The organism is Streptomonospora salina, from assembly GCF_014204715.1.
Taxonomy (GTDB): Bacteria; Actinomycetota; Actinomycetes; order Streptosporangiales; family Streptosporangiaceae; genus Streptomonospora; species Streptomonospora salina.
The window spans coordinates 3059170-3081065 of record NZ_JACHLY010000001.1; the positions used below are offsets into that span (position 1 = coordinate 3059170).

22 protein-coding genes are annotated in these 21896 nt (G+C 71.4%); 7 read left to right on the forward strand and 15 right to left on the reverse strand.

The window, feature by feature from the left end; genetic code table 11:
• Positions 1-31: 31 nt before the first annotated feature.
• Positions 32-940: an IS5 family transposase gene (locus HNR25_RS14010; protein WP_184635751.1), complete on the reverse strand. Its 909-nt coding sequence runs from the start codon at positions 938-940 to the stop codon at positions 32-34.
• A gap of 115 nt (positions 941-1055) precedes the next feature.
• Entirely contained in the window at positions 1056-1937 is an 882-nt protein-coding gene (locus tag HNR25_RS14015) for an N-acetylmuramoyl-L-alanine amidase (RefSeq protein ID WP_184635753.1), read from the reverse strand.
• A gap of 169 nt (positions 1938-2106) precedes the next feature.
• On the opposite strand from HNR25_RS14015, the gene HNR25_RS14020 reads away from it, so the two are divergent.
• Positions 2107-2466: a YkvA family protein gene (locus HNR25_RS14020; protein ID WP_184635754.1), complete on the forward strand. Its 360-nt coding sequence runs from the start codon at positions 2107-2109 to the stop codon at positions 2464-2466.
• An 84-nt stretch (positions 2467-2550) separates the two neighbouring features.
• On the opposite strand, the gene HNR25_RS14025 is transcribed toward HNR25_RS14020, so the two are convergent.
• From HNR25_RS14025 to HNR25_RS14035, 3 genes are all read right to left on the reverse strand, one after another.
• The gene (locus tag HNR25_RS14025) at positions 2551-3822 is read right to left on the reverse strand and encodes an ROK family protein (protein ID WP_312862540.1); all 1272 of its coding nucleotides are present in this window, start codon (positions 3820-3822) and stop codon (positions 2551-2553) included.
• 336 nt (positions 3823-4158) lie between these two features.
• Positions 4159-4362, reverse strand: coding sequence for a developmental transcriptional regulator BldC (gene bldC, locus HNR25_RS14030; protein ID WP_013155387.1), 204 nt, complete (start codon positions 4360-4362; stop codon positions 4159-4161).
• A gap of 684 nt (positions 4363-5046) precedes the next feature.
• Complete coding sequence (locus HNR25_RS14035) at positions 5047-5976, reverse strand: DUF8083 family protein (RefSeq protein ID WP_184635756.1); 930 nt, start codon at positions 5974-5976, stop codon at positions 5047-5049.
• A gap of 368 nt (positions 5977-6344) precedes the next feature.
• Between HNR25_RS14035 and HNR25_RS14040 the strand changes: the two genes are divergently transcribed.
• Positions 6345-6605, forward strand: coding sequence for a DUF3073 domain-containing protein (locus HNR25_RS14040; protein WP_184635758.1), 261 nt, complete (start codon positions 6345-6347; stop codon positions 6603-6605).
• A 160-nt stretch (positions 6606-6765) separates the two neighbouring features.
• On the opposite strand, the gene purM is transcribed toward HNR25_RS14040, so the two are convergent.
• From purM to HNR25_RS14055, 3 genes are all read right to left on the reverse strand, one after another.
• Positions 6766-7824 carry a phosphoribosylformylglycinamidine cyclo-ligase gene (gene purM / locus HNR25_RS14045; RefSeq protein ID WP_184635760.1) on the reverse strand — a complete coding sequence of 353 codons (1059 nt, stop codon included), beginning with the start codon at positions 7822-7824 and terminating at the stop codon, positions 6766-6768.
• Positions 7825-7911: 87 nt separating this feature from the next.
• On the reverse strand, positions 7912-9387 hold the full coding sequence (gene purF, locus HNR25_RS14050; RefSeq protein ID WP_184635762.1) for an amidophosphoribosyltransferase: 1476 nt from the start codon (positions 9385-9387) through the stop codon (positions 7912-7914).
• Between the two features lie 5 nt (positions 9388-9392).
• On the reverse strand, positions 9393-9899 hold the full coding sequence (locus HNR25_RS14055; protein WP_184635764.1) for a sterol carrier family protein: 507 nt from the start codon (positions 9897-9899) through the stop codon (positions 9393-9395).
• Positions 9900-10410: 511 nt separating this feature from the next.
• Between HNR25_RS14055 and HNR25_RS14060 the strand changes: the two genes are divergently transcribed.
• Positions 10411-11028 (forward strand): DUF47 domain-containing protein, encoded by a 618-nt coding sequence (locus HNR25_RS14060; protein WP_184635766.1) that lies wholly within the window; start codon positions 10411-10413, stop codon positions 11026-11028.
• A gap of 33 nt (positions 11029-11061) precedes the next feature.
• Positions 11062-12066 (forward strand): inorganic phosphate transporter, encoded by a 1005-nt coding sequence (locus HNR25_RS14065; protein WP_376767502.1) that lies wholly within the window; start codon positions 11062-11064, stop codon positions 12064-12066.
• 129 nt (positions 12067-12195) lie between these two features.
• On the opposite strand, the gene pstB is transcribed toward HNR25_RS14065, so the two are convergent.
• From pstB to HNR25_RS14100, 7 genes are all read right to left on the reverse strand, one after another.
• On the reverse strand, positions 12196-12975 hold the full coding sequence (gene pstB, locus HNR25_RS14070) for a phosphate ABC transporter ATP-binding protein PstB (protein ID WP_184635768.1): 780 nt from the start codon (positions 12973-12975) through the stop codon (positions 12196-12198).
• A gap of 56 nt (positions 12976-13031) precedes the next feature.
• The gene (pstA, locus tag HNR25_RS14075) at positions 13032-14141 is read right to left on the reverse strand and encodes a phosphate ABC transporter permease PstA (protein ID WP_184635770.1); all 1110 of its coding nucleotides are present in this window, start codon (positions 14139-14141) and stop codon (positions 13032-13034) included.
• Positions 14138-15109 carry a phosphate ABC transporter permease subunit PstC gene (gene pstC, locus HNR25_RS14080; protein WP_184635772.1) on the reverse strand — a complete coding sequence of 324 codons (972 nt, stop codon included), beginning with the start codon at positions 15107-15109 and terminating at the stop codon, positions 14138-14140. Before pstC ends, pstA begins: the two co-directional genes overlap by 4 nt.
• 253 nt (positions 15110-15362) lie before the next feature.
• Complete coding sequence (gene pstS / locus HNR25_RS14085) at positions 15363-16475, reverse strand: phosphate ABC transporter substrate-binding protein PstS (RefSeq protein WP_184635774.1); 1113 nt, start codon at positions 16473-16475, stop codon at positions 15363-15365.
• Between the two features lie 308 nt (positions 16476-16783).
• A complete protein-coding gene (gene mshD, locus HNR25_RS14090) occupies positions 16784-17755 on the reverse strand; it encodes a mycothiol synthase (protein WP_184635776.1) in 972 nt (323 codons plus the stop codon).
• Between the two features lie 116 nt (positions 17756-17871).
• Entirely contained in the window at positions 17872-19122 is a 1251-nt protein-coding gene (locus HNR25_RS14095) for an MSCRAMM family adhesin (protein ID WP_184635778.1), read from the reverse strand.
• A 281-nt stretch (positions 19123-19403) separates the two neighbouring features.
• Complete coding sequence (locus tag HNR25_RS14100; RefSeq protein ID WP_184635780.1) at positions 19404-20168, reverse strand: winged helix-turn-helix transcriptional regulator; 765 nt, start codon at positions 20166-20168, stop codon at positions 19404-19406.
• A gap of 107 nt (positions 20169-20275) precedes the next feature.
• Here HNR25_RS14100 and HNR25_RS14105 point away from each other — a divergent pair, with 107 nt between their 5' ends.
• The 3 genes from HNR25_RS14105 (at position 20276) to HNR25_RS14115 (ending at position 21824) form a co-directional block, all read left to right on the forward strand.
• The gene (locus tag HNR25_RS14105) at positions 20276-20536 is read left to right on the forward strand and encodes a MoaD/ThiS family protein (protein WP_184635782.1); all 261 of its coding nucleotides are present in this window, start codon (positions 20276-20278) and stop codon (positions 20534-20536) included.
• A gap of 89 nt (positions 20537-20625) precedes the next feature.
• Positions 20626-20898, forward strand: a complete 273-nt coding sequence (locus tag HNR25_RS14110; protein WP_184635784.1) for a glutaredoxin family protein — start codon at positions 20626-20628, stop codon at positions 20896-20898.
• A 233-nt stretch (positions 20899-21131) separates the two neighbouring features.
• The gene (locus tag HNR25_RS14115; RefSeq protein ID WP_184635786.1) at positions 21132-21824 is read left to right on the forward strand and encodes a redox-sensing transcriptional repressor Rex; all 693 of its coding nucleotides are present in this window, start codon (positions 21132-21134) and stop codon (positions 21822-21824) included.
• The last annotated feature ends 72 nt before the right edge of the window (positions 21825-21896 follow it).

The following is a 21896-nucleotide window of genomic DNA, read 5'->3' on the forward strand; positions in this document are numbered from 1 at the left end:
CCGCGTCAGGACCGCGGCGGCTAGGCCCTGTTTAAGAAGGTGTCGTTGCGAGGTCGCGCAGCCAGATGTCGATCACCGCGACCTGGACCGTGGCCTCGTAGCGCAGGGCGAGCTTGTCGTAGCGCGTGGCCACCGCGCGGAACTGCTTGAGCCGCCCGATCCCGCACTCCACCGCGTGGCGGTCTCGATAGGCCCGGGCATCGAAGGCCGGCGGGCGGCCGCCCGCCGGCCCCTTCGCCCGGCGGTGGGCCCGCTGGTCGGCCGGTTCGGCGATGGTCGCGGGGATCTTCCTGCGCCGCAGGTAGGCGCGGTTGGCCCGCGAAGAGTAGGCCTTGTCGGCCAGCACCCGGTCGGGCCGGGTGCGCGGGCGCCCCGGCCCGCACCGGCCGATGCGGATCCCGCCGAGGACCCGCGCAAACTGCGGGCTGTCGCCGCTCTGCCCGGCCCCCGCGACCACCGACAGCGGCTTGCGGCCCTGCTCGCAGGCCAGGTGGAGCTTGGTGCCCCACCCGCCGCGCGAGCGTCCCAGCGCGTGGTCGGCGGGCTCGGGACCGGGCGGCTCGACCTGGTCCTGGGGGGTGCGGCGGGCGCCGGCGGCGTGGGGGTGGGCCCGGCACGTCGTGGAATCGACCGAGACCGTCCATTCCACCAGCCCGGCCGCATCGGCCCAGGCCTGCAGCTTGGCCGCGATCAGCGCCCAGATCCCGGCGCGCTGCCAGGCCCGCAGCAGGTGGTAGACCGATTGCCAGTGGCCGTAGCGTTCGGGCACGTCGCGCCAGGGGGCACCCAGGCGGGTGCGCCAGCGGATGCCGTCCAGCAGTTGCCGGCGAGTCCACGTGGCCGGTCTCCCGCTGCGGCTGCTGCGGGGCAGCAGCGGTTCCAGGACACGCCACTGGTTGTCGGTGAGGTCTTTGCGTCCTCCGATCGATACCCTGGCCACCGAGGTCTCCGTGTATATGGGCTGCTTGGTCGTTGACCCATATACCGGAGACCTCGCTTATGTGCACCCCCGACATGCCGGAGAAGCAGGACAAGCCGGGCTTTTTAAACAGGGCCTAGTCCTCCTGCTGCCGTCGGAGGAAGGTGCCGATCCCCGAGGCGACGGATTCCGCAGCCGTTTCCCGCCACTCGGGATCGGCCAGGTCGGCGGCGTCGGCGCTGTTGCTCATGTTCCCGGCCTCCAGGAACACTTTCGGCACGTCGGAGAGGTTCAGCCCGCCGAGGTCGGTGCGCTCGTCCAGACCGTCCTCGGCGATGTAGTCGGCGCGCTGCTGGCCGGTGCCCTCTTCGAACCCGTTGCGCACGTCCAGGGCCAGGCGCCGCGAGGGCTCGGCGATGTCGTCGGTGTAGCCGTCCAGCTCACCGGGGCGGATGATGTGGTAGCCGCGGCCGCTCGACGGTCCGCCGTCGGCGTGCACGGAGATCGCGGCGTCGGCGCCGGCCTCGTTGCCGATCTCGGCGCGCTCGGTGATGCAGGGCCCCACCCCCGTGTCGTCCTCGCGGGTGAGCACCACCTCGGCGCCGTCGTCCTCCAGGATGTCGCGCAGCCGCTCGGACAGGTCCCAGTTGAAGGCGTGCTCGGTGTAGCCGTCACCGGTCTCGGCGCCGACGGTGTCGCAGGACTTGCGGCCGTGCCCGGCGTCGACGAGCTCGCCGATCTCCCCGGACGCCTCGGCGTTGCCGCCGTTGTGGCCCGGGTCGATGACGACGGTCGTGCCCGCGAGCGGTCCCTGGGCGGAGTCCTCCGCGGCGTCGGCGCCGGAACCGCGCTCGTCCGCCCCGGCCGGGTCGGATCCGCCGGAGGGGGCGGGAGCTGCGGAGGGGTCGGGTGCATCGCCTCCGGAGACCGGCGAACAGGCGGGCAGCGCGAGGACGGCCGCCGCCGCGAGCGGGGCGATTCGCGGAATCCTCCCCGGTGAGGCGGTGTTCGTTCGCATGAGGGTTCAGCGGGTCCTTGTCTCGGGAGCGCCGGGGGTGGCAGGGGGTGAGGACCAACGTAGCCGCTCGGCGGAACTTCCGCCTACGGTAATGCGTCATATCGTGAGTAGGGCGATGTTCCGGACGTGCGGGCCGGACCGCCGAGACGCACCGATCGAGGTGGAGCCGATGCGCAAGAGCAACCGCGCCGCCGCCGGGGCGGCGGCATGGCAGGCCGTGCAGCACAGCGCCCGGCCGGGCGCGCCCGGATTGGGGGAGCGCGCCGCAGCGATTCCGCGCATGCTGGTGTCGCGCCTGCGCGGCGACTACGCCGACCTGAGCGTGCCCCGGCTGCTCGTGTACATCCTGGCGGTCGCCTATGTCGCCTCGCCGATCGACCTGGTCCCCGAGCTCTTCGTGCCGGTCCTGGGCCTGGCCGACGACGTCGGTGTGGCGGTCTGGCTCGCCACGGGGCTGATGGGCGAGTCGGAGCGCTTCCTGCGGTGGGAGCGGCGCGACGACCGCGTCCAGGGCCACGTCGTCGGTTGAGCGACTGCCGGGCATCGAGCCGTGCACGGTGAACAGCCGAAAACGAGCGCGGGGCTTCCACCGTTCGTCTACCGTGCCCGCTCTTCAGGACGCCCCTTCGTCGGCGGAGCCGGCCTGCGGCGGCGGCAGCGGCAGCCGGCCGCTCTCCATCGCGTCGACCATCGCCACGGCGCCGCCCTGCGCCGCAGCGCTGAGCCCCAGCTCCGAGGTCTCGACGACGCAGCCGCCCGCGTCGGGGGCGAAGGAGAGTTCGCGCACCGCCGGCCGGCATGCGGGCAGCAGCCACGGCGCCAGCGGTACGAAATACCCGCCCAGGACCACCGCGCCCGGGTTGACCAGGTTCACGAGTGTGGCCGCACCCCGCCCCAGCCACGAACCCGCCGTGTGCAGAGCGTCCACGGCGACGGGGTCCTGGGCGGTCGCGCGTTGGACGGCCGAGTCGACCAGGTCGGCGAGATCGGCTCGGGAGAGGGCGCCGGCGGGGAAGCGGTCGGGGAGCGCTGCGCGCAGGATCGCCTCGATTCCGGCCAGCGCCTCCAGGCATCCGCGCCGTCCGCAACCGCACGGCGGGCCGTCCTCGACCATGCGCACGTGCCCGATCTCGCCGGCGAATCCGGCCGATCCCCGCAGCAGTTCGCCGTTCATCAGCACGCCCGCGCCGATTCCGACCTCGCCGGTGATGTAGACGAGGTCGCCGGTGCGGGCGAGGTGGCCGCCGCGGTACTCGGCCACAGCGCCGAGGTTCGCGTCGTTGTCGACCAGGACCGGCATGGGGGGCGGGCCCGCCGGCTCCATCAGCTCTTCGAGCCGGCTGCGCAGCGGCGTTCCGCGCCACGCGAGGTTGGGAGCCCGGGTGACGACGCCGCGGGGTGAGTCGACCAGGCCGGGCACGGCCACGCTCAGGCCGATCAGGGTGCGGTGGCGCAGGGCGGGTGCGTCCGCCACCGACCGCACGGCCTCGACGATGCGGTGCGCGCACGCGTCCGGCCCCGCCGAGCGGGCGTCGAAGGCGATGTGACGGGTGATCAGGCTGCGTTCCAGGAGGTCGACGGCGACGACCGACAGGTAGTCGACGTTGACCTCCACGCCGATCGCGGCGATGGTGAGCTCGTCGAGGGCGAGCATCACGCCGGGGCGGCCGACCCGGCGCTCGGCGGATTCGCCGGTCTCGCGAAGCAGGCCGCGGGCGATGAGGTCGGCGACCAGGCTGGAGACCGTGGTCTTGTTCAGGCCGGTCGCGGCCGCAACTGCGGCCCGCGAGCACGGCGCCAGCGTGCGTACCGCCCGCAGCACCACGCCCAGATTGGTCTCGCGCACGTCGTGGAAACCCGTGGGGCCGGCGCGCAGGTCCTTCACGTCGGCCTCCCTCCGTATTCGAGCCGCGCCGCCCCGGCCCGGCCACTGGGCGCCGCGTCGCCGCCCGCGTGCGGCGGTGCCGCTCGGTCCGTCCGCGCGGTGCGTCCCGGCGGTCGTCGGAGCCGGCGTCCCGGCCGCTTACATCCGCGAACATACCGACCGCGCCGATGCGGCGGCAACGCTGCCCCCGTCCGCAGCAGGGACGATGCGTGCGCAGCCGAACGCAGGCGGCCCGCGCGAGCGAGAGGGCGGGCCGCCGTGCGGCCCGCCCTCAGCGGTGGGGGAGTTGCGAACTCCCCGGTCGATCCCCCCGGATACGGCACAAGCCGGGGGAGATCACTCCGTGCGTTGGCTGGGGATACCGGCCAGCAGCGCGCGGACCTCGGTTTCGCGGTAGCGGCGGTGGCCACCCAGGGTCCGAATCGAGGTCAGTTTGCCCGCTTTCGCCCAGCGCGTGACGGTCTTGGGGTCCACGCGGAACATGGTGGCGACCTCGGCAGGGGTCAACAGGGGCTCCGCCTCGGGCGTGCGAGTTGACATGTGTACGGCCTCTCCTCCTGGATCTGTGTGCCGATCCTGAGCCTTATCCTGGCACTTGGGCCCGGATGTCCAATATTGCCCTCGTAGGTCTATATTGGCATCACCCGAGGTGATTACGCGACCACTTACCGCGACTTTGTCGGATGGGAGACTCCAAAGGCGCCCATGGGCCGCGTCACGCTGAGTGATTCTAGCGACACGTTTAGTGGCATGTGGCGTATTCGGTCAAAACTTCGTTCTCCGGCCCTGTTTTTCTCGATCCGGTGGGCCGGAAGTGCTACGGACGGTCGGACTGAAACCCGCTCCGCGGTTCTCGCGGTGCACCGCCGCCCGGGTCCTGGCCAGGTCTTTCACGAGTGCGGGCGGCACGAGTGAGGTACGTGTCTTCTCTCATCGGTGCCTCCCCTGTGTCACGTACATCCCCGGTGTGCCCTGGGTCGTCGGTTACGCAGGGTGCACTCGGTGACCGGCTCGACACAGTCTATGCCGATACCTATGGAGCGGTATGCCCAGTTTCGGGGTTTTTACATCAACTGCGCATCTCGTGCAGACATATCCGCCTGTCAAAGAGCGATATAACGACCGCGCTGCGTGAGAAACCTGGCCGCCAGGTTGGCGCTCGGCGTGGCGGCGGACCAACGGAACGTGAAAGACCTTCGCGATCACCTGGTGCGGGCGTGACCCTCAGTTGGCGTGCCGCAGGTCGCGGAGCGCCTTCCAGCGCCCGGTGACCCTCTGGTACATCGCCGTCGCCACCTCCTCCTGGCCCGTCTCCAGACCCGTGAGCGCCGCAGCCACCTCGGCCACCGACTGGTCCTGGCGCAGCCGTTCGTCGTCGACCAGATGCACCAGGCCGCCGTAGTCCAGCTCCAGCAGGGCGCGCGGGTGGGCCACCCCCAGCAGCCAGTCCTGCAACTGCTCGGCCGCCGACAGCACCGGCCCGTCGCCGACGTGCTCCCGCAGCAGGGCGACCGCGCGCTCCAGCCGGGGGCGGGCCTCGGGCATCGAGGTGACATACAGCAGCGTCCGCGGAGCCGACCCCGCACGCCCGGCCGGGTGGCCGCTGCGCTCGGCGGACCCGCCGGCCTCCCCCCGCTCGGCGGCGGGATCGGCGGTCTCGGCCGGCTGCTGGCCGCCGCCCAGCACCAGGCAGCGCTCCTCGGCGTCGAACGGCGCGAACCACGGGAGCGGCACCGTCCACGTACTGGTCAGGATCTGGGTGCGCATCGGCTCGCCGCGTTCGCGCCAGCGTTCGAACCCCGCTTCGGCGGCCTCCGCGATCGGTTCGGGAACGAACGCGGGGCTGAGGCGCGCGGGGGTTTCGGCTCTGAACTCACGGAATCCCAACCACGACCGCAACCGGGTCTGCCAGGGACAGACGTAGACTTCGCCGTCCACGCGCCGCACATAGGCGTCCCCGCTCTCGCGCTCGGGCACGGGGACGGGCGGGGCGGCCACCATGCGACGCAGGCTCTCGGCGTGCTCGGCCGCGACCGCGCCGCTGCGCCGGGGCCGCCGCGACGACGCGGCGTAGGCCCGCCAGTAGGCCTTCTCGCGGTTGGAGAACGCGATGAGCGGCTGGTAGACGCGGAGATAGGCGGTATAGGGCAGCACGCAGGGCATCCTGGCACAGATGGCCGCACCCGGCATGCCCGTCCGTGTGGCGGGAACAACACCGCGAAGCCGGGGTGTTGGACCGGGTGAGCGCCCGCGCGGACCGTGCGCGGGACCTGCTCCGGCGGCCCGCGGGCGGCCGGGCGACACGCCCGGGCCGCTCGGTCGCCTGTCCGCGCCCGCACGCGTCGGTTGCACGCGGCCTGTTAGGCATGGGCGGCGTAGGCAGGTAGGGGCCAAACCGGGTACGGTTGTATCCGTACGTAAGCTGGCGCCTGTCGTCAGTGCGGTGACGGCCGTCAGCCCGGCATTGCGGTTTTGCTAGTGATCTGGGGTTATCCGAACCCAATCGTTGAGGGGGTCGAGCCATGGGGCGCGGCCGAGCCAAGGCCAAGCAGCAGAAGGTCGCTCGGAGGCTGAAGTACAACACCGGCCACACCGACCTCGATCAGCTGCGGGCAGAGCTGGGTGTCGCTGAGGATGACGGGGCGACGGCGGATTCGCCGGACCAGCCCCACGAAGACCCTTACGACGACCTGGTCGACCGTTATGCGGACCTCGCCGAGGAGTACCCGAGCGGCGGCAGAACGACCGAGGACGAGTCCGATCGGTCCGACAGCCTCCGCTGAACCGCCGCATCGGACATTCCGTGATCTCCGCATGAACCGGGGCCGCCAAGCCCGCTGCTACGCATAACGTGCACTCGTATCCGGTCCGCGCCACCGCCGTGGCGCGGACCGGATACGTGCGCGGCCGCTCGGCGACCGGCGGCGAACCGGCCGGTCCGGCTCACGTATGGGCTCCCTCAAGCCGCGCCTGCCCCGTTCCGGCCACGACCGATCCCGCCTTCCACGCGGGCACGCCCCGTTCGGCCAGCACCGCCAGCGCGGCCTCCGCCGAAGCGGCCGGGACGACGGCGGTCATTCCGACGCCCATGTTGAACGCCGCCTCCATGTCGGCCTGCGGAACCGAGCCGCGCTCGGCGATGAACGGGAACACCGCCGGCGGCGTCCACGTGGAGCGGTCCACCACGGCGTCGTGGTCCTCGGGCAGCGAGCGCGCCAGGTTGGCGGCCAGCCCGCCCCCGGTGATGTGGGAGAAGGCGTGCACCTCGGTTTCGGCCGCCAGCGCCAGGCAGTCCCCGGCGTAGATCCGGGTAGGCCGCAGCAGCTCCTCGCCCAGCTCGGCGCCGAGCTCGGGCACGCGGGCGTCCAGCCGCATCCCGGCCTCGTCGATGATGCGGCGCACCAGCGAATAGCCGTTGGAGTGCAGACCCGACGACGCCATCGCGATGACGGCGTCGCCCGTGCGGACCCGGTGCGGGCCCAGGACCTCGTCCTCCTCGACGATCCCGGTACCGGCGCCGGCCAGGTCGTACTCGTCGGAGCGCATCGTTCCGGGGTGCTCGGCGGTCTCGCCGCCGACGAGCGCGCACCCGGCCAGGCGGCAGCCCTCGGCGATGCCGGCCACCAGATCGGCGATGCGTTCGGGCACCACCTTGCCGCAGGCGATGTAGTCGGTCATGAACAGCGGCTCGGCCCCGCTGACCACCAGGTCGTCGACGACCATGCCGACCAGGTCCCGGCCGAGCGTGTCGTGGCGGTCGCAGCGCTGGGCGATCGTCGCTTTCGTGCCGACCCCGTCGGTGGAGGCGGCCAGCAGCGGCGAACGGTACTTCTTGGCGGCGTCGAGCCGGAACAGTCCGGCGAAGCCGCTGGAGTCGGAGACGACCTCGGGGCGTCCGGCGCGCGCGACGTGCTCCTTCATCAGAGCTACGGCGCGATCGCCGGCCGCGATGTCGACGCCGGCGGACGCATACGCCGACGCCGTCTCTGCACCCTCTGCCACGCGAAACCTCTCAACTCGTTGCGTTCGTGGGGCGGCACGTGCGCGCGCGGACCCGTCCGGGCGGGTCCGCGCCCCGGGACACGGGGGTCAGCGCCTGCCGCCGGCCAACGGCCGTTCGTCGGCGCCGCCGCGGGACTCCTCCAACAGGTACTTGCCGCGGGAGTCCTCGTCGACCTCGATCGGGTAGACGCCGTCGAAGCAGGCACGGCACAGCCGGTTCTTCGGCACCTCGGTGGCCTCGACGAGCTCGTCCAGCTCGACGAAAGCCAGCGATTCGGCGCCGATCGAGGCGCGGATCTCCTCGGTGGAGAGATTGCCGGCCAGCAGCTCGGTTTTGGTGGCGAAGTCGACGCCGTAGTAGCACGGCCACATCACCGGCGGACTGGAGATGCGCACGTGCACCTCGGCGGCGCCCGCTTCGTGCAGCATGCGCACCAGCGCCCGCTGGGTGTTGCCGCGAACGATGGAGTCGTCGACTACGACCAGCCGCTGCCCGGCGATGACCTCGCGCAGCGGATTGAGCTTCAGCCGGATGCCGAGCTCCCGCAGGGTCTGGCTGGGCTGGATGAACGTCCGGCCCACGTAGGAGTTCTTCACCAGGCCCTGAGCGAAGGGGATCCCGCTTCCTTCGGCGTAGCCCACCGCGGCGGGCGTTCCCGATTCCGGAACCGGGATGACCAGGTCGGCCTCTGCGGGGTGGCGTTTCGCCAGGCGGCGGCCCACCTCGACGCGGGTGGTGTTGACGTTGCGGCCGGCGATCGTGGTGTCGGGCCGGGCCAGGTAGACGTATTCGAACACGCAGCCCTTGGGCTGGGCCGGGGCGAAGCGGCGCGAGCGCACGCCGCGCTCGTCGACGGTGATCAGCTCGCCGGGTTCGATCTCGCGTTCGTAGGTGGCGCCGACGATGTCCAGCGCCGCGGTCTCGCTGGCCACGGCCCAGCCGCTGTCGAGGCGGCCCAGCACGAACGGGCGGACTCCCTGGGGGTCGCGTGCGGCGTAGAGGGTGCCTTCGTCCATGAACGTCAGCGAGAAGGCGCCGCGCACCCGGGGCAGCAGCTCCATGGCCGCTTCCTCGGTGCTGCGGTCGGGGTTGGCGGCCAGCAGGCCGGTGAGCACCTCGGTGTCGGTGGTGGCCGAGCGCCGGTCGCCGGGCAGCATCGCGGCGAGTTCGGGAGTGTTGATCAGGTTGCCGTTGTGCCCCAGCGCCAGGCCGCCCTCGCGAGCGGTGTAGAAGGTCGGCTGTGCGTTCTCCCACACCGGAGAGCCGGTGGTGGAGTAGCGGCAATGGCCGATCGCCAAGTGCCCGTTCAGTGAGTCGAGGGTGGCCTCGTTGAAGACCTGGGACACCAGTCCCATGTCCTTGTAGACGACGATGCGCTCGCCGTCGCTGAGCGCGATCCCCGCGGATTCCTGGCCGCGGTGCTGCAGTGCGTAGAGGCCGAAGTAGGTGAGCTTGCTGACTTCTTCGCCGGGAGCCCAGACTCCGAATACCCCGCAGGCGTCCTGAGGTGCGCTTTCTTGCGGGTCGAGGTCCGTGGTGAGCCGGCCGTCGGGTTGCGCCACGCCTCTCAGCCTAGTCGCTGACCGCCGGAGCTGTGTCCACCGGGGCGGCCCTCGGGCGGCAGCGGCAGCAGGCCGGCCAGGTCGGCGCGGGTGCCGCTGGCGGTGGCGGCTCCGGAGTCCAGCGCCTCCCGCCACGATGTGGCGCCCGTCGCCAGGGCCAGCCAGGTCAGCGGATCGGTCTCGACGACGCCGGGCGGAGTGCCGCGGGTGTGGCGCGGGCCTTCGACGGCCTGTACCGCGCCGTAGGGCGGCACGCGCACCTCCAGGCTGTGGCCGGGGGCGCGCTCGGCGAGTTCGGCCAGGGTGCCGCGGACCGCGGCCTTGACGGCGGACCGCACGGGTTCGGCGCCGCTGTCGCGGGCGCGCAGGACGGCCTCGGCGCAGGCGCCGAGTACGGGCGAAGGGCGGTCGGGGCCGGAATAGGGCGGATCGCCCAGCGCGGCGAGCTGGGCGTCGAGGGCCTCGCGGAGCGCGGCGCGGCGCCGTTGGGCTGCGGTGGGCTTGGCCGGCATGCCGCCGAGGATAGGCGCTCCCGCCGCACCCGGGACCCGGCGGGCACGGGTCCGCCGGACGCGGGTCCGCCGGGCGGGAAGGGACGGGCATTGTTCGCGAATGCTTGCCGAATGCCCCCGCCCAGGGGAAACTGTCGGGCGAGGTAAGAAACGCGGACGCGTGTGTGAACACGCCGTGCCGTAGCAGTGGCGCAGCGGAGGCGGCGAGTGCGCACCCGGTGCGGTCCGCGTCCCGTCCGCTTGATGCCCGTGCGGACGTGTCCGCGACCACGGGCCGCCTGCGGCGAACCGGCACCGCGCCGGGGCCGCGAGGCGGCGAGGATAGGATGAACGCTCTACGACGTCGGCATCCGCAGCCGCTGACGCGGTCCAACCGAACAAGGGATCCAACGCCCCCGGGTCGCGGTACGGGGGTGTCGCACGGTCGCGTCCGCAGCGCAGCCGTGGCCAGTTTGTCGGATTAGTGCCCGTAGCATCCCTGAGGACGATCACCGCACTTCGGGAGATTGATGTGCGTCTGCGCCTGACCCCGCGTGATGACAGCTACTTCGAGATGTTCGCCGACTCCGCGAACAATCTCGTCATCGCTGCGCGCCTGCTGGTGGAACTCATCAGCGAGGGTGCCGACCGCGATGCCATCGCCGAGAAGATGCGCGCTTGCGAGCACGCCGGCGACGATCGGACCCACGCGATCATGCGGAGGCTCAACGAGAGTTTCGTCACGCCTTTCGATCGCGAAGACATCTACCGGTTGGCCTCGTCGCTGGACGACGTCATGGACTCCATGGACGCCGCAGTCGACCTGGTCGGCCTCTACGGCCTGGACCGGCTCCCCAAGGGCATCATCGACCAGATCGAGGTGCTGGAGCGCGCCGCGGAACTGACCGCCGAGGCGATGCCCCGGCTGCGCACGATGAAGGACCTGACCCGCTACTGGATCGAGATCAACCAGCTGGAGAACCAGGCCGACCAGATCTACCGCCGCCTGCTCGCCAAGCTGTTCAGCGGCGAGTACGACGCCCTTACCGTGCTCAAGCTCAAGGACGTCATCGAGGAACTGGAGACGGCCGCCGACGCCTTCGAGCACGTCGCCAACACGGTCGAGAGCATCGCCGTCAAGGAATCCTGACCCCGCCGACCGACCGCAACGCTTGGTTCAGACGTGCCCCTCGAAACCGCGATGCTGAGCGCGGTGCTGTTCTCCGCGCTGGTGTTCGCCTTCACCAACGGCTTCCACGACGCCCCCAACGCCCTCGCCACCGCCGTCTCGACCCGGACCCTGGGCCCGCGCGCCGCCGTGATCATGGCGGCGTCCATGAACGTGATCGGCGCGTTCCTCGGAGAGGGCGTCGCCCGCACCATCAGCCGCGACATCATCACCCGGCCCGACGGGCCGGAGGGCCCCGTCGTGCTGCTCGCGGCGCTGATCGGCGCGATCACCTGGAACGTGGTCACCTGGTACCGGGGGATGCCGTCGTCGTCCTCGCACGCCCTGGTCGGCGGGATGATCGGCGCCGCGCTGGCCTCACCCACGGCCGTGCGCTGGAGCGGGGCGGGTGCCAGCTTCGCCCTTCCGATGGTGCTCTCGCCGATGATCGGCCTGCTGCTGGGATTCTGCGCCATGGTGGCGATCATGTGGGTGTTCCGCCGCGCCAACGTGCAGCGCCTGACGCGCGGCTTCAAGATCGCCCAAAGCGCCTCGGCGGCGGCCATGGCGCTCGGCCACGGTCTGCAGGACGCGCAGAAGACCATGGGGGTGGTGGTCCTGGCCCTGATCTCCACCGGCTACCAGGACACCTACGACGTCCCGATGTGGACCGTGTGCGCGGCCGCGGGCGCGATGGCGCTGGGCACGCTCACCGGCGGCTGGCGCATCATGCGCACCCTGGGGCGGCGGGTGATCAAACTGGACGCCCCGCGGGGCTTCGCCGCGGAGAGCACCGTAGCCGCGGTCTCCTACGCGACCTCGTTCATCTGGCACGTGCCCATCTCCAACACCCACATGATCACCTCGGCGATCGTGGGCGTGGGCGCCACCCGCCGGCTGTCGGCCGTGCGGTGGGGCGTGGCGGGCAACATCGTCGCCGTCTGGCTGGCGACGGTGCCCGGAGCCGCCGCCGTCGCCGTCGTGGCCTACGTGGTGCTCGGTACGGCGCTGCCCGCCTGACCAGCGGCCCGCCCGACCCCGGCTCGCCGGCTCGGCGGTGCCGGCCGGCTCGTCGGGCCGGCAACGAGGGCGGGCGCCGGCGGAGCCCCCGCTCCGCCGGCGCCCGCCGGCTCCTCCGATCGGTCCGGGTCAGCCGAACCGGCCCGTGATGTAGTTCTCGGTCTCCTTCTTGTCGGGCTTGGTGAAGATCTTGTTGGTGTCGTCCATCTCGATCAGCCGACCCGGCTGGCCCGTGCCGGCCAGGTTGAAGAAGGCGGTGCGGTCGCTGACGCGGGCCGCCTGCTGCATGTTGTGCGTCACGATGACGATCGTGTAGTTCTCCTTGAGCTTGGCGATCAGGTCTTCGATCGCCAGCGTGGAGATCGGGTCCAGCGCCGAGCAGGGCTCGTCCATCAGCAGTACCGCCGGCTCGACGGCCGTGGCGCGGGCGATGCACAGGCGCTGCTGCTGCCCGCCGGAAAGGCCGGCGCCCGGCTTGTTCAGCCGGTCCTTGACCTCTTCCCACAGGTTGGCGTCGCGCAGCGAGCGCTCGACGATCTCGTCGGCCCGGCTCTTGCTCAGCCTCTGGCTGTTCAGCTTGGCCCCGGCGATCACGTTGTCGTAGATCGACATGGTCGGGAAGGGGTTGGCGCGCTGGAAGACCATCCCGATCTCCCGCCGCACGGCCACCGGGTCGACGGACGGGTCGTAGACGTCCAGGTTGTCGAGCATGACCTTGCCCTTGACGCGGGCACCGGGGGTCACCTCGTGCATGCGGTTGAGAGTGCGCAGGAACGTCGACTTGCCGCAGCCCGAGGATCCGATGAAGGCGGTCACCGAGCGGGGCTCGACGGTCATGGTCACGTCCTCGACCGCCTTGAAGTCGCCGTAGTAGACGTTGAGGTCGGAGACGTCGATTCGCTTGGCCACTGGATGTCCTCAGTCAGTGAGTCAGATTGAACGTGCGGGTCGGGTCGGTGCGGCCGTCAGCCCTTGCTGGGCGACAGGAAGCGCGAAATCAGGCGGGCGGCGAGGAACAGCAGCATGACCACCAGGATCAGCGTCAGCGCCGCCGCCCACGCGCGCTCCTCGGCGTAGACCCCGGCCTCCCCGGACAGCCCCATAGCGCGAACGGCCTTGTAGATGTAGACCGGCAGGCTCATCATGTCGCCTTCCAGCGGGTTCCCGTTGATGCGGGTCGAGGCCATGCCCGCGGTCAGGATCAACGGCGCCGTCTCGCCGATAACGCGGGCCAGCGCGAGGATGATTCCCGTGGTCAGGCCGGCGACGGCGGTCGGGAGCACGACCTTCACGACCGTCAGCCACTTGGGCACGCCCAGCGCGTAGGCGGCCTCGCGGAGCTCGTTGGGCACCAGCCGCAGCATCTCCTCGCTGGATCGCACCACGACCGGGATCATCAGCACCGAAAGCGCGATCGCGCCGGCCAGGCCGTTGGTCTGGCCGGGGCCGAACGCCAGGATCCACAGGGCGACCACGAACAGGCCCGCGACGATCGAGGGGATGCCCGTCATGACGTCGACGAAGAAGGTGATGGCCTGCTTGAGGCGGCCCCGCCCGTACTCGACGACGTAGACGGCCGTCATCAGCCCGATGGGCACCGAGATGACCGTCGCCAGGCCGGTGATGACCAGGGTCCCCACGATGGCGTGGTAGACGCCGCCGGCGTCCATGCTCGGGATGACCCCGTTCATGGACACGCTCAGGAAGTACAGGTCGAACCGTTGGATGCCGTAGACCGCCACCGTCGACAGCAGTGAGATCAGCGGCACGACGGCGACAGCGAAGCAGCAGTAGACGATGCCCGTGACAAGGCGGTCCTTGGCGCGGCGGCTGTTCTCGACCGCTGCCGAGGACGCCGTGATCGCCACCAGATAGGCGAGGGCGGTCAGGATCGCCGCCGGAACCGGGTGGAACGAGCCGAACAGGGCGAAGGCGCCCGATACGACGACCGCGCAGACCACAAGCAGCGCGGGAGGGAAATACGTCGGCAGCTGGCGGGAGTAGAGGCCCGACGCTTTCAGGCCGGGCCCGCCGTCGGAGCTGTCGGCAGCGGCCGGCTGGGTCGTGGTGGTCATTCGGAGAACTCCTTGCGCCGCGAGACGACGAAGCGGGCGGCCATGTTCACGGCCAGGGTGATCGCGAAGAGGACCAGGCCGGCGGCGATCAGGGCGGAGACGCCGTTGCCCGTCGCCTCCGGGTACTGCAGCGCGATGTGCGCGGCGATCGTCTGGTTCCCGCTCTGCACGATGTTGGGCGAGATGACCAGGGAGGGGGAGAGGATCATCGCGACCGCCATGGTCTCGCCCAGCGCCCGGCCCATGCCGAGCATCGCGCCGCCGATGACGCCGGGCCGCCCGAAGGGCAGCACCGACGTGCGGATCATCTCCCAGCGGGTGGCGCCCAGCGCCAGCGCCGCCTCGCGGTGGGTCTGGGGCACCTGGTGGAACACGTCGCGCGCCATCGCGGTGATGATCGGCAGGATCATGACGGCGAGCACGATTCCGGCGCTGAGCATGGTCCTGCCGGTGGAGGAGACCGGGCCGGCGAACAACGGGATCCACCCCAGGTACTCCGACAGGAGCCGGTAGAAGGGCTGCAGCTCGTCGACGAGGTAGACCAGGCCCCACAGGCCGTAGACCACGCTGGGGATGGCCGCGAGCAGGTCCACGAGGTAGCCCAGCAGCGCCGCGAGGCGCCGCGGGGCGTAGTAGACGATGAACAGCGCGATCCCGACGGCGATCGGCGTGGCCAGCACGAGTGCGATGGCCGCGCCGAGCACGGTTCCGAACGCCAGCGAGGCGACGCCGAACCGCACGTCCTCGTCCGGGCCGCCCTCGGGGCTCCAGGTGCTGCTGGTGAAGAAGTTGGCCTCATTGGCCGTGAGCGAACTGAAGGACTGGACGATCAGGAACGCGGCCACACCCGCCAGGATCGCCAGGATCAGCAGGCCCGCTCCCCGAGCGGAGTTGGCGAAGACGAGATCGCCCAGCCGGCGTTTGCCCTTGGGGGCTTCGGCCGTCTCAGACGAGTCCGTGGTTGTCATGTAAGGCTCCGGTCGAATTCGGTCGTGGATCGCCACCGGGCGGATGGAGCGTGAAACGGGAGGCCGACACGGTGTATCGGCCGATGCGCAGTGCCGGAAGACATTGTGCTGGTTGACGCGCGGTGGTCGGGCACACGGTCCGGTGTACTGGGCTGCGGAGGGCGGGGCCCGGCGGACATGCCGAAACCGCCGACGGCGGGGCCCGCACCCGGTGCGCGCCCCGCCTCGGCGGAGAGGATCTGCGAAGGGAGGATCAGGCGCCCGCGGAGATCTGCTCGATGGTGCCCAGCAGCGTGTCCCGGGTGTCCTGGCTGATCGGAGCGGAGCCGGCCTCGTCAGCCGCGGCCTGCTGGCCCTCCTCGCTGACCACGTAGCTCAGGAAGCTCTTGACCAGGTCGGCGTTCTGCTGCTCCTGGTACTCCATGCAGGCGACGTGGTAGGAGATCAGCACGATCGGGTAGACGCCGGCCTCGTCGGTCGTGTAGTTGAGGTTGATGGCGTGGTCGTTCTCGGTGTTGGCCTCACGCGGGTCGGAGGCGTCGACGATCGCGGCGGCGGCCTCGGGGCTGTACTCCGTGAACTCTTCGCCGCCGCCGACGGCCGCGGTACCCAGCTCGCCCACGTGGGAGGCGTCGACGTAGGTGATGGTGCCCTGGCCGCTTTCGACGGCCTGAGCGACACCGGTGGAGCCCTGTGCGGCCTCGACCGGCTCGATCGGCCAGTTGCCGCTGACGTCGTGCGGCCAGGCGTCGCCGGCGGCCTCGGAGAGGTAGGCGACGAAGTTCTCGGTCGTGCCGGACTCGTCGGCGCGGTTGACCGGGACGATGTCCTGGTCGGGGAGGTCGGCCTCAGGGTTGAGGTCGGCGATGGCGTCGTCGTTCCAGTTGTCGATCTCCTGGTTGAAGATCTGGGCGATGACCTCCGGGGAGAGGTTGAGGGAGTCGATGCCTTCGAGGTTGAAGGCCACCGCGATGGGGGAGATGTAGGCCGGCAGGTTCACGACCTCCGAACCGTTGCAGCGCTCGGTGGCCTGCTCGGTCTCGGCCTCGTCGAGAGCGGCGTCGGAGCCGGCGAAGGTCACGCCGCTGCCGATGAACTGTTCGCGCCCGGCGCCGGAGCCCACGGAGTCGTACTGGACCACCGAGCCTTCGCAGGCGCCTTCCCAGGAGGCCTTCCAGGCCGCCATGGCGTTCTCCTGCGAGCTGGCGCCCGCGCCGTCGAGCGTTCCGCCGCCGTCGACGCAGTCCACGTCGCCGGCCGCTTGCTGGTTTTCGGGGTCCACCGCCTGGTCACTGCCGCAGGCGGTGAGGGCAAGAGCGCCGGCGAGGGCGATCCCCGCGAACTGGCTGTACTTGGAGAGCTTCACAGCCCCGATGTCCTTTCCCTGGACTTCGTCACCTTTGGGCGAGCCCGGTCGATGACCTCGCCAAATGCGAAGGTAGGCAGACGAAGTGACCAGCGCTCCCAAGCAGGGTGAACGCAGGGTGAACCGGGGCGTGAAAGTGTGCGAAGGAAGACCGGCTCTTCGGTGGAGGTGCGGTTAACCACATCAGCGGCCCCCTCGGTCCACACCTGCACGCCGATCGCCACCAGCGGCGATGACCGCCGATGTGTGCGCCGCCACCGCATGTGTGCGACGTCGCAGGCCGGTGCGGTGGCGGCGCGGAACCCGGTTCAGGATGCGGCGTACATCACATCCGCGTCCCACACCGAGAACCCCAGAGACTCGTACAGCCGCACCGCCGCGCGGTTCTCCTCGTCGACGTAGAGCAGCACCCACGGCAGTCCGCGCTCGTGCAGGTGGCGCAGGCCCACGAGCGTCAGCGCGCGCCCCAGACCGGTGCGCCGCCACGCCGGGTCGACGCCCACCGCATAGACCTCGCCCACCGGCTCGTCGGCCAGCCCGGCGCCGTCGGCGTGCACCTTGGTCCAGTGGAAGCCGGCGATCGCCCCGGTCCCGGTGTCTTCGGCGACGAAGAAGCCGTCGGCGTCGAACCAGTCCTCGTTCGTGCGCTCGTGCAGGTCCTGGAGCGTCAACCCGCCCTGCTCGGGGTGGTCGGCGAACGCGGCGGCGTTCGCCGCGACCCACGCCTGCTCGTCGGAGCCCGGGCGGAACGTGCGGATCACCGTCCGCTCGCCGACGGCGTCGGACAGCACCGGCTCCGGCAACCCGGCGCCGGCACCCGGCTGCTGCGCGTCGCCGCGCAGCCGCATCCGCATCTTCAGCAGCCCGCGCACCTGGGTCCAGCCTGCCGATGCGGCCAACGCCACCGCGCCTTCGGTGCGGCCGTGGGCCCACACGCGCAGCCCGTCCCCGGGAGCGTCGTCGGAGAGCGCGCGCAGCAGCGCGGCGCCGTGGCCGCTGCGCCGCCGGTCCGGCGCGACGACCATTTCCGCGGAGTCGGGCTCGCCCGGGGCGCGGGCGGCGAACCCGAAGCCGACCAGGTCGCCGGCCCCGGCGGCCGGAGCCCCCTGGGTCGCGAGGTGGAAGCGGGCCGTCCCCGGGCGAGCCCCGTGGCGGACGCGCAGCAGCGTCTGCTCGGACAGCGGCGGGAGTCCGTCGTGCTCGCCGGCGGATTCGGCCAGCGCGAGCACGGCCGCGGTCTCGTCGGGTGTCAGGGTCTCGGTGGTGCGCACGTGCGTCATGGCACGAGCCTAGGTGTGATTCTCCGCCGGCCGGGCCGCGTCCCGCCTCCCGGCGTGTGTCGGGCGGGACGCGGCGCGCCCGGCGAGCGGTCGCCGGAGCGCCGTCGGATGGTGCCTCAGCCCTTGCGGCGGCGGCCCATGTAGGCCGTGGGGCCGATGCGCACCCGCCGTGAGGGGGCGAGCGGCATGGAGAACAGCAGCAGAAGCACGAGGAACAGCACCAGCACGGCGGGTGTGACCACGGGGGCCGGGGTGTTCTCGCTCGCCGCGACGCCGGTGGTGCGTGAGGCGTCGTCCTCACCCGGTTCCAACGACGGAAGTTCGGCCATCCCGTCGCCGTCCGAGGCGGCGGGGGCCGGCGCCCGCGCGTCGGACTCGTCCCCGCCTTCGGACACGCGGGGCAGGTCGGCGAGGTCGCCGGTGCCCGGGGCGTCGCGGCCGCCGGTGGTCACCGGGCTGTGCGGCGGGGCGGTGGCGTCGTCGCCGTCGGGGGTTTCCTCATCCTGGGGGGCCGTGTCGGTCGGATCGGGGTCGGTCGGGTCCGGGTCGGACGGTTCCGTGTCGGTCGGATCGGGGTCGGACGGGTCCGGGTCGGTCGGATCGGGGTCGGACGGTTCCGTGTCGGTCGGGTCCGGTTCGGACGGATCGGGGTCGGTCGCCGACGCGGTGGTACTCGGGCCGCCCGACGGGCTCGGGGACGGGCCGACGGACTCCGTGGGCGAACCCGTGGGGCTCGGGGAGGCCGTCGGGTCGGGTGAGTCGCTGGGGCCGGGCGAATCCGTGGGGCTCGGGGAGGCCGTCGGGTCGGGTGAGTCGCTGGGGCCGGGCGAATCCGTGGGGCTCGGGGACTCCGAAGGGCCGGACGTTTCGCTGGGCTCCGGCGTCGGCTCGGGGGCGGCGACCGTCACCCTGAAGGCGTCGTGCGTGCCGGCCTTGTACACCTCGCCCAGCTCTTTCGGGCTTTCGGGGCAGTCGGCTTCCGCCCCGTCCTCCCCGTCGAGTTCGGCGTAGGAGAGCCACGCGTCGACCTCGGCCGTCTCCTCGGGCCGCCCGCTGATCGAAACGGCGATCCCGGGACTCGGGCCGTCCAGGCCGGAGTCCTTGAACATGCCGTGGCTGAGCTCCAAGCCGTAGAGGCAGACCGTGCCCTCGGCGTCGCCGGGCTCGATGTTCAGCACTGTTTCGGCGGTCCCGCCCGGCTCGATCGTCGTTTCGGTGTCGGCGAAGCTGAGCACGGGCGCGGCCGGATCCGGAACGGCCGCGGCCGGCGCGGGCAGGCCGACGAAGAGCGAACCGACGGGGACCGCGACGGCCAGACGCAGCGGCAGGGGGAAGCGGGCCGGCGGTAGCCGCTTTCCACTGGACATTGGCGTTGGCCTCCCGGTCTCAGGGCGCCGCGGGTCGAGGGAGCGGTAGGGCGACCACGGGGAGCAGGGGAGCGGTCACGCCATGCCGACTGGCCCGAATCCTAAACAATCGGGCGCCTGCCGACGAGACCCGGTGTCGAGGCGATTCCCGGCGTGCCGGAGCGCCTCCGGCGCATCGCCGCGCCTACCCGGCCGGCGACGGATCCATTCGCCGGGGGCGCCGCAGGTGCGGCCCGCCGCCCGTCCGCGCGGACGGGCGGCGGGAGACGCTGCGCGAGCGGTCAGCGCCGGTGCTGTGCGGGGGCGTCCCTCCCGGCGTCCTGGGGGCGCGCCGCCGAGTCCCCGCCCGTCTTGGCCGTGGTGTCGGGAACGAAGCGGTAACCGACGTTGCGTACGGTTCCGATCATCGCCTCGTGCTCGCTGCCGAGTTTGGCGCGCAGCCGCCGCACGTGCACGTCGATCGTGCGGGTGCCCCCGAAATAGTCGTATCCCCACACCTCTTGGAGCAGCTGCGCGCGGGTGAAGACCCGGCCCGGGTGCTGGGCGAGGAACTTCAGCAGCTCGAACTCCTTGAACGTGAGGTCGAGGATGCGGCCGCGCAGCCGTGCGATGTAGGTGGCCTCGTCGATGACCAGGTCGCCGCGGCGGATCTCGTCGGGATCGTCGGGGCCGGTGTCGGCCTGGCCGACGGACAACCGCAGCCGGGCCTCGACTTCGGCGGGCCCGGCCGAGGTCAGCAGGAAGTCCTCGACCTGCCAATCCGGGGTGAGCGCCGCCACGCCGCCTTCGGTGAGGACCGCGATGAGCGGGCAGTCCAGCCCCGTGGTGTCGAGCAGGCGGCAGAGGTTGCGCGCCGCCGCGAGGTCGCTGCGAGCATCGACGAGAATGGCGTCGACGGGTGTGTTCGAGTCGCGGTCGGGGCCTGTTGTCAGGAGCGCTCCGGCTTCGGCCGGGGAGACCCGGACCGAGTGCAGGAGGAGTCCGAGGGCGGGCAGAACATGGTCCGACGGTTCGTTGGAGTTCGTGAGTAGAAGCAGATGACTCATACGTCTCTTCCCGTCAACCCGCGCGCGGCGGTGGTCGAAGGCCTCATTGCCTCCGGCGGAGAATTAATGAAGTGTGCGCCTCCGAGACCTACGAGGATAATCGACCGATGGTAAGTGGAATCATTCGGTACTGGGCCGCGGCGAAAGAAGCCGCGGGAAAGGCCGAAGAGCCGGTCAGCGGAGCGACGCTGGCCGATGTGCTGGAGTCGGTGCGCGGCGCCCGCAGCGGCGACGACCGCCTCCTGCGGGTGCTGGACCGTTCGTCGTTCGTCGTCGACGAATACCCCGTGGGCGGACGGGCGCACGCGGACGTGGAGCTCGACGAGGGATATGTCATCGAGGTGCTGCCGCCGTTCGCCGGCGGATGAGCACCGGGGCGGACGGGGCCCGGGTCGGGCCGTGCCCGCACCGCAGGCGGAGCGCGCCGGGCCCGGCGCGCGAAACGGGGGAGCGAAGCATGTCCGAGGACGCCGGGAACGCCGCGGGCCGCACCGTGACGGTGCTGAGCAGGTCCGGCTGCCATCTGTGCGAGCAGGCGCTGGAGGTCGTCGAGCGGGTGTGCGCCGACACGGATGCGCGGGTGGAGGTCCGCGACCTCGACGCGGCGGCTCAGGCCGAGCGCGACGACTACTGGGACAAGATCCCGGTGACGTTCGTCGACGGGAAGCGGCACGACTTCTGGCGGGTGGACGAGCAGCGGTTGCGGGCCGCGCTCGCCGGCGGCTCCTGACCGGCAGCGGCCGCGCCCCCGCGAGGACCGCCCGCCGGCGCCCGCCGAGAAGGCCCGCGGTGCCGGGCCGGTCGGGGCCGCGGGACGGTGCCGCCCACTTTGTGCGCGTGTTCACAAGGGCGTAACCTGAATGTGCAAATCCAGTCCGGGCGGGAGTGGAAACCGCGCTCGCGGCGGGCCACGGTCCGTTTCGGCACCGGTCAGTGACGATCGCCGTCCAGGAGCGCACGCTAGTGACCCCCCCTGAACCACGGCCCCGGGATCGGGGAATCCCGGAGGCGACCGTCGCCCGGCTCCCCGTCTACCTGCGTGCGCTGCAAGCGCTCGACGATCGCGGCATCCTCACGGTCTCCTCCGAGCACCTGGCCGAGACGACCGGCGTCAACTCGGCCAAGCTGCGCAAGGACCTCTCCCACCTCGGCTCTTACGGCACCCGCGGCGTCGGCTACGAAGTCGAATACCTCATCTACCAGATATCGCGTGAGCTTGGTCTCACCCAGGACTGGTCGGTCGCCATCGTCGGCGCGGGCAATCTCGGCCGCGCACTCGCCAATTACGGGGGGTTCGGCACCCGCGGCTTCCGCATCGCCGCGCTGCTCGACGCCGACACCGCTGTGCTCGGAGACACCGTCGCCGGACTCTCCGTCGGGCATATCGACACCCTGGAAGACGTTGTCGACAGGGAGAACGTGTCGATCGGGGTGATCGCCACCCCCGCGGCGGCTGCGCAGGAAGTCTGCGACCGATTCGTCGAGACCGGCGTCACCAGCGTGCTGAACTTCGCTCCGGTGGTGCTCAATGTGCCTCCGGGCGTCGATGTGCGTAAGGTCGACTTGTCCATCGAGCTGCAGATCCTGGCCTTCCACGAACAGCGCAAGGCCGACGGCTACGCCGGTCTGGACCCGTTCGGGAGGGGGCCGGTATGAGGACGGCCGTGCCGGGGGCAGCATGGCCACAGCAGGGGGCGCACCCGCGGACGCGGGAGTCCCCGCAGGTAC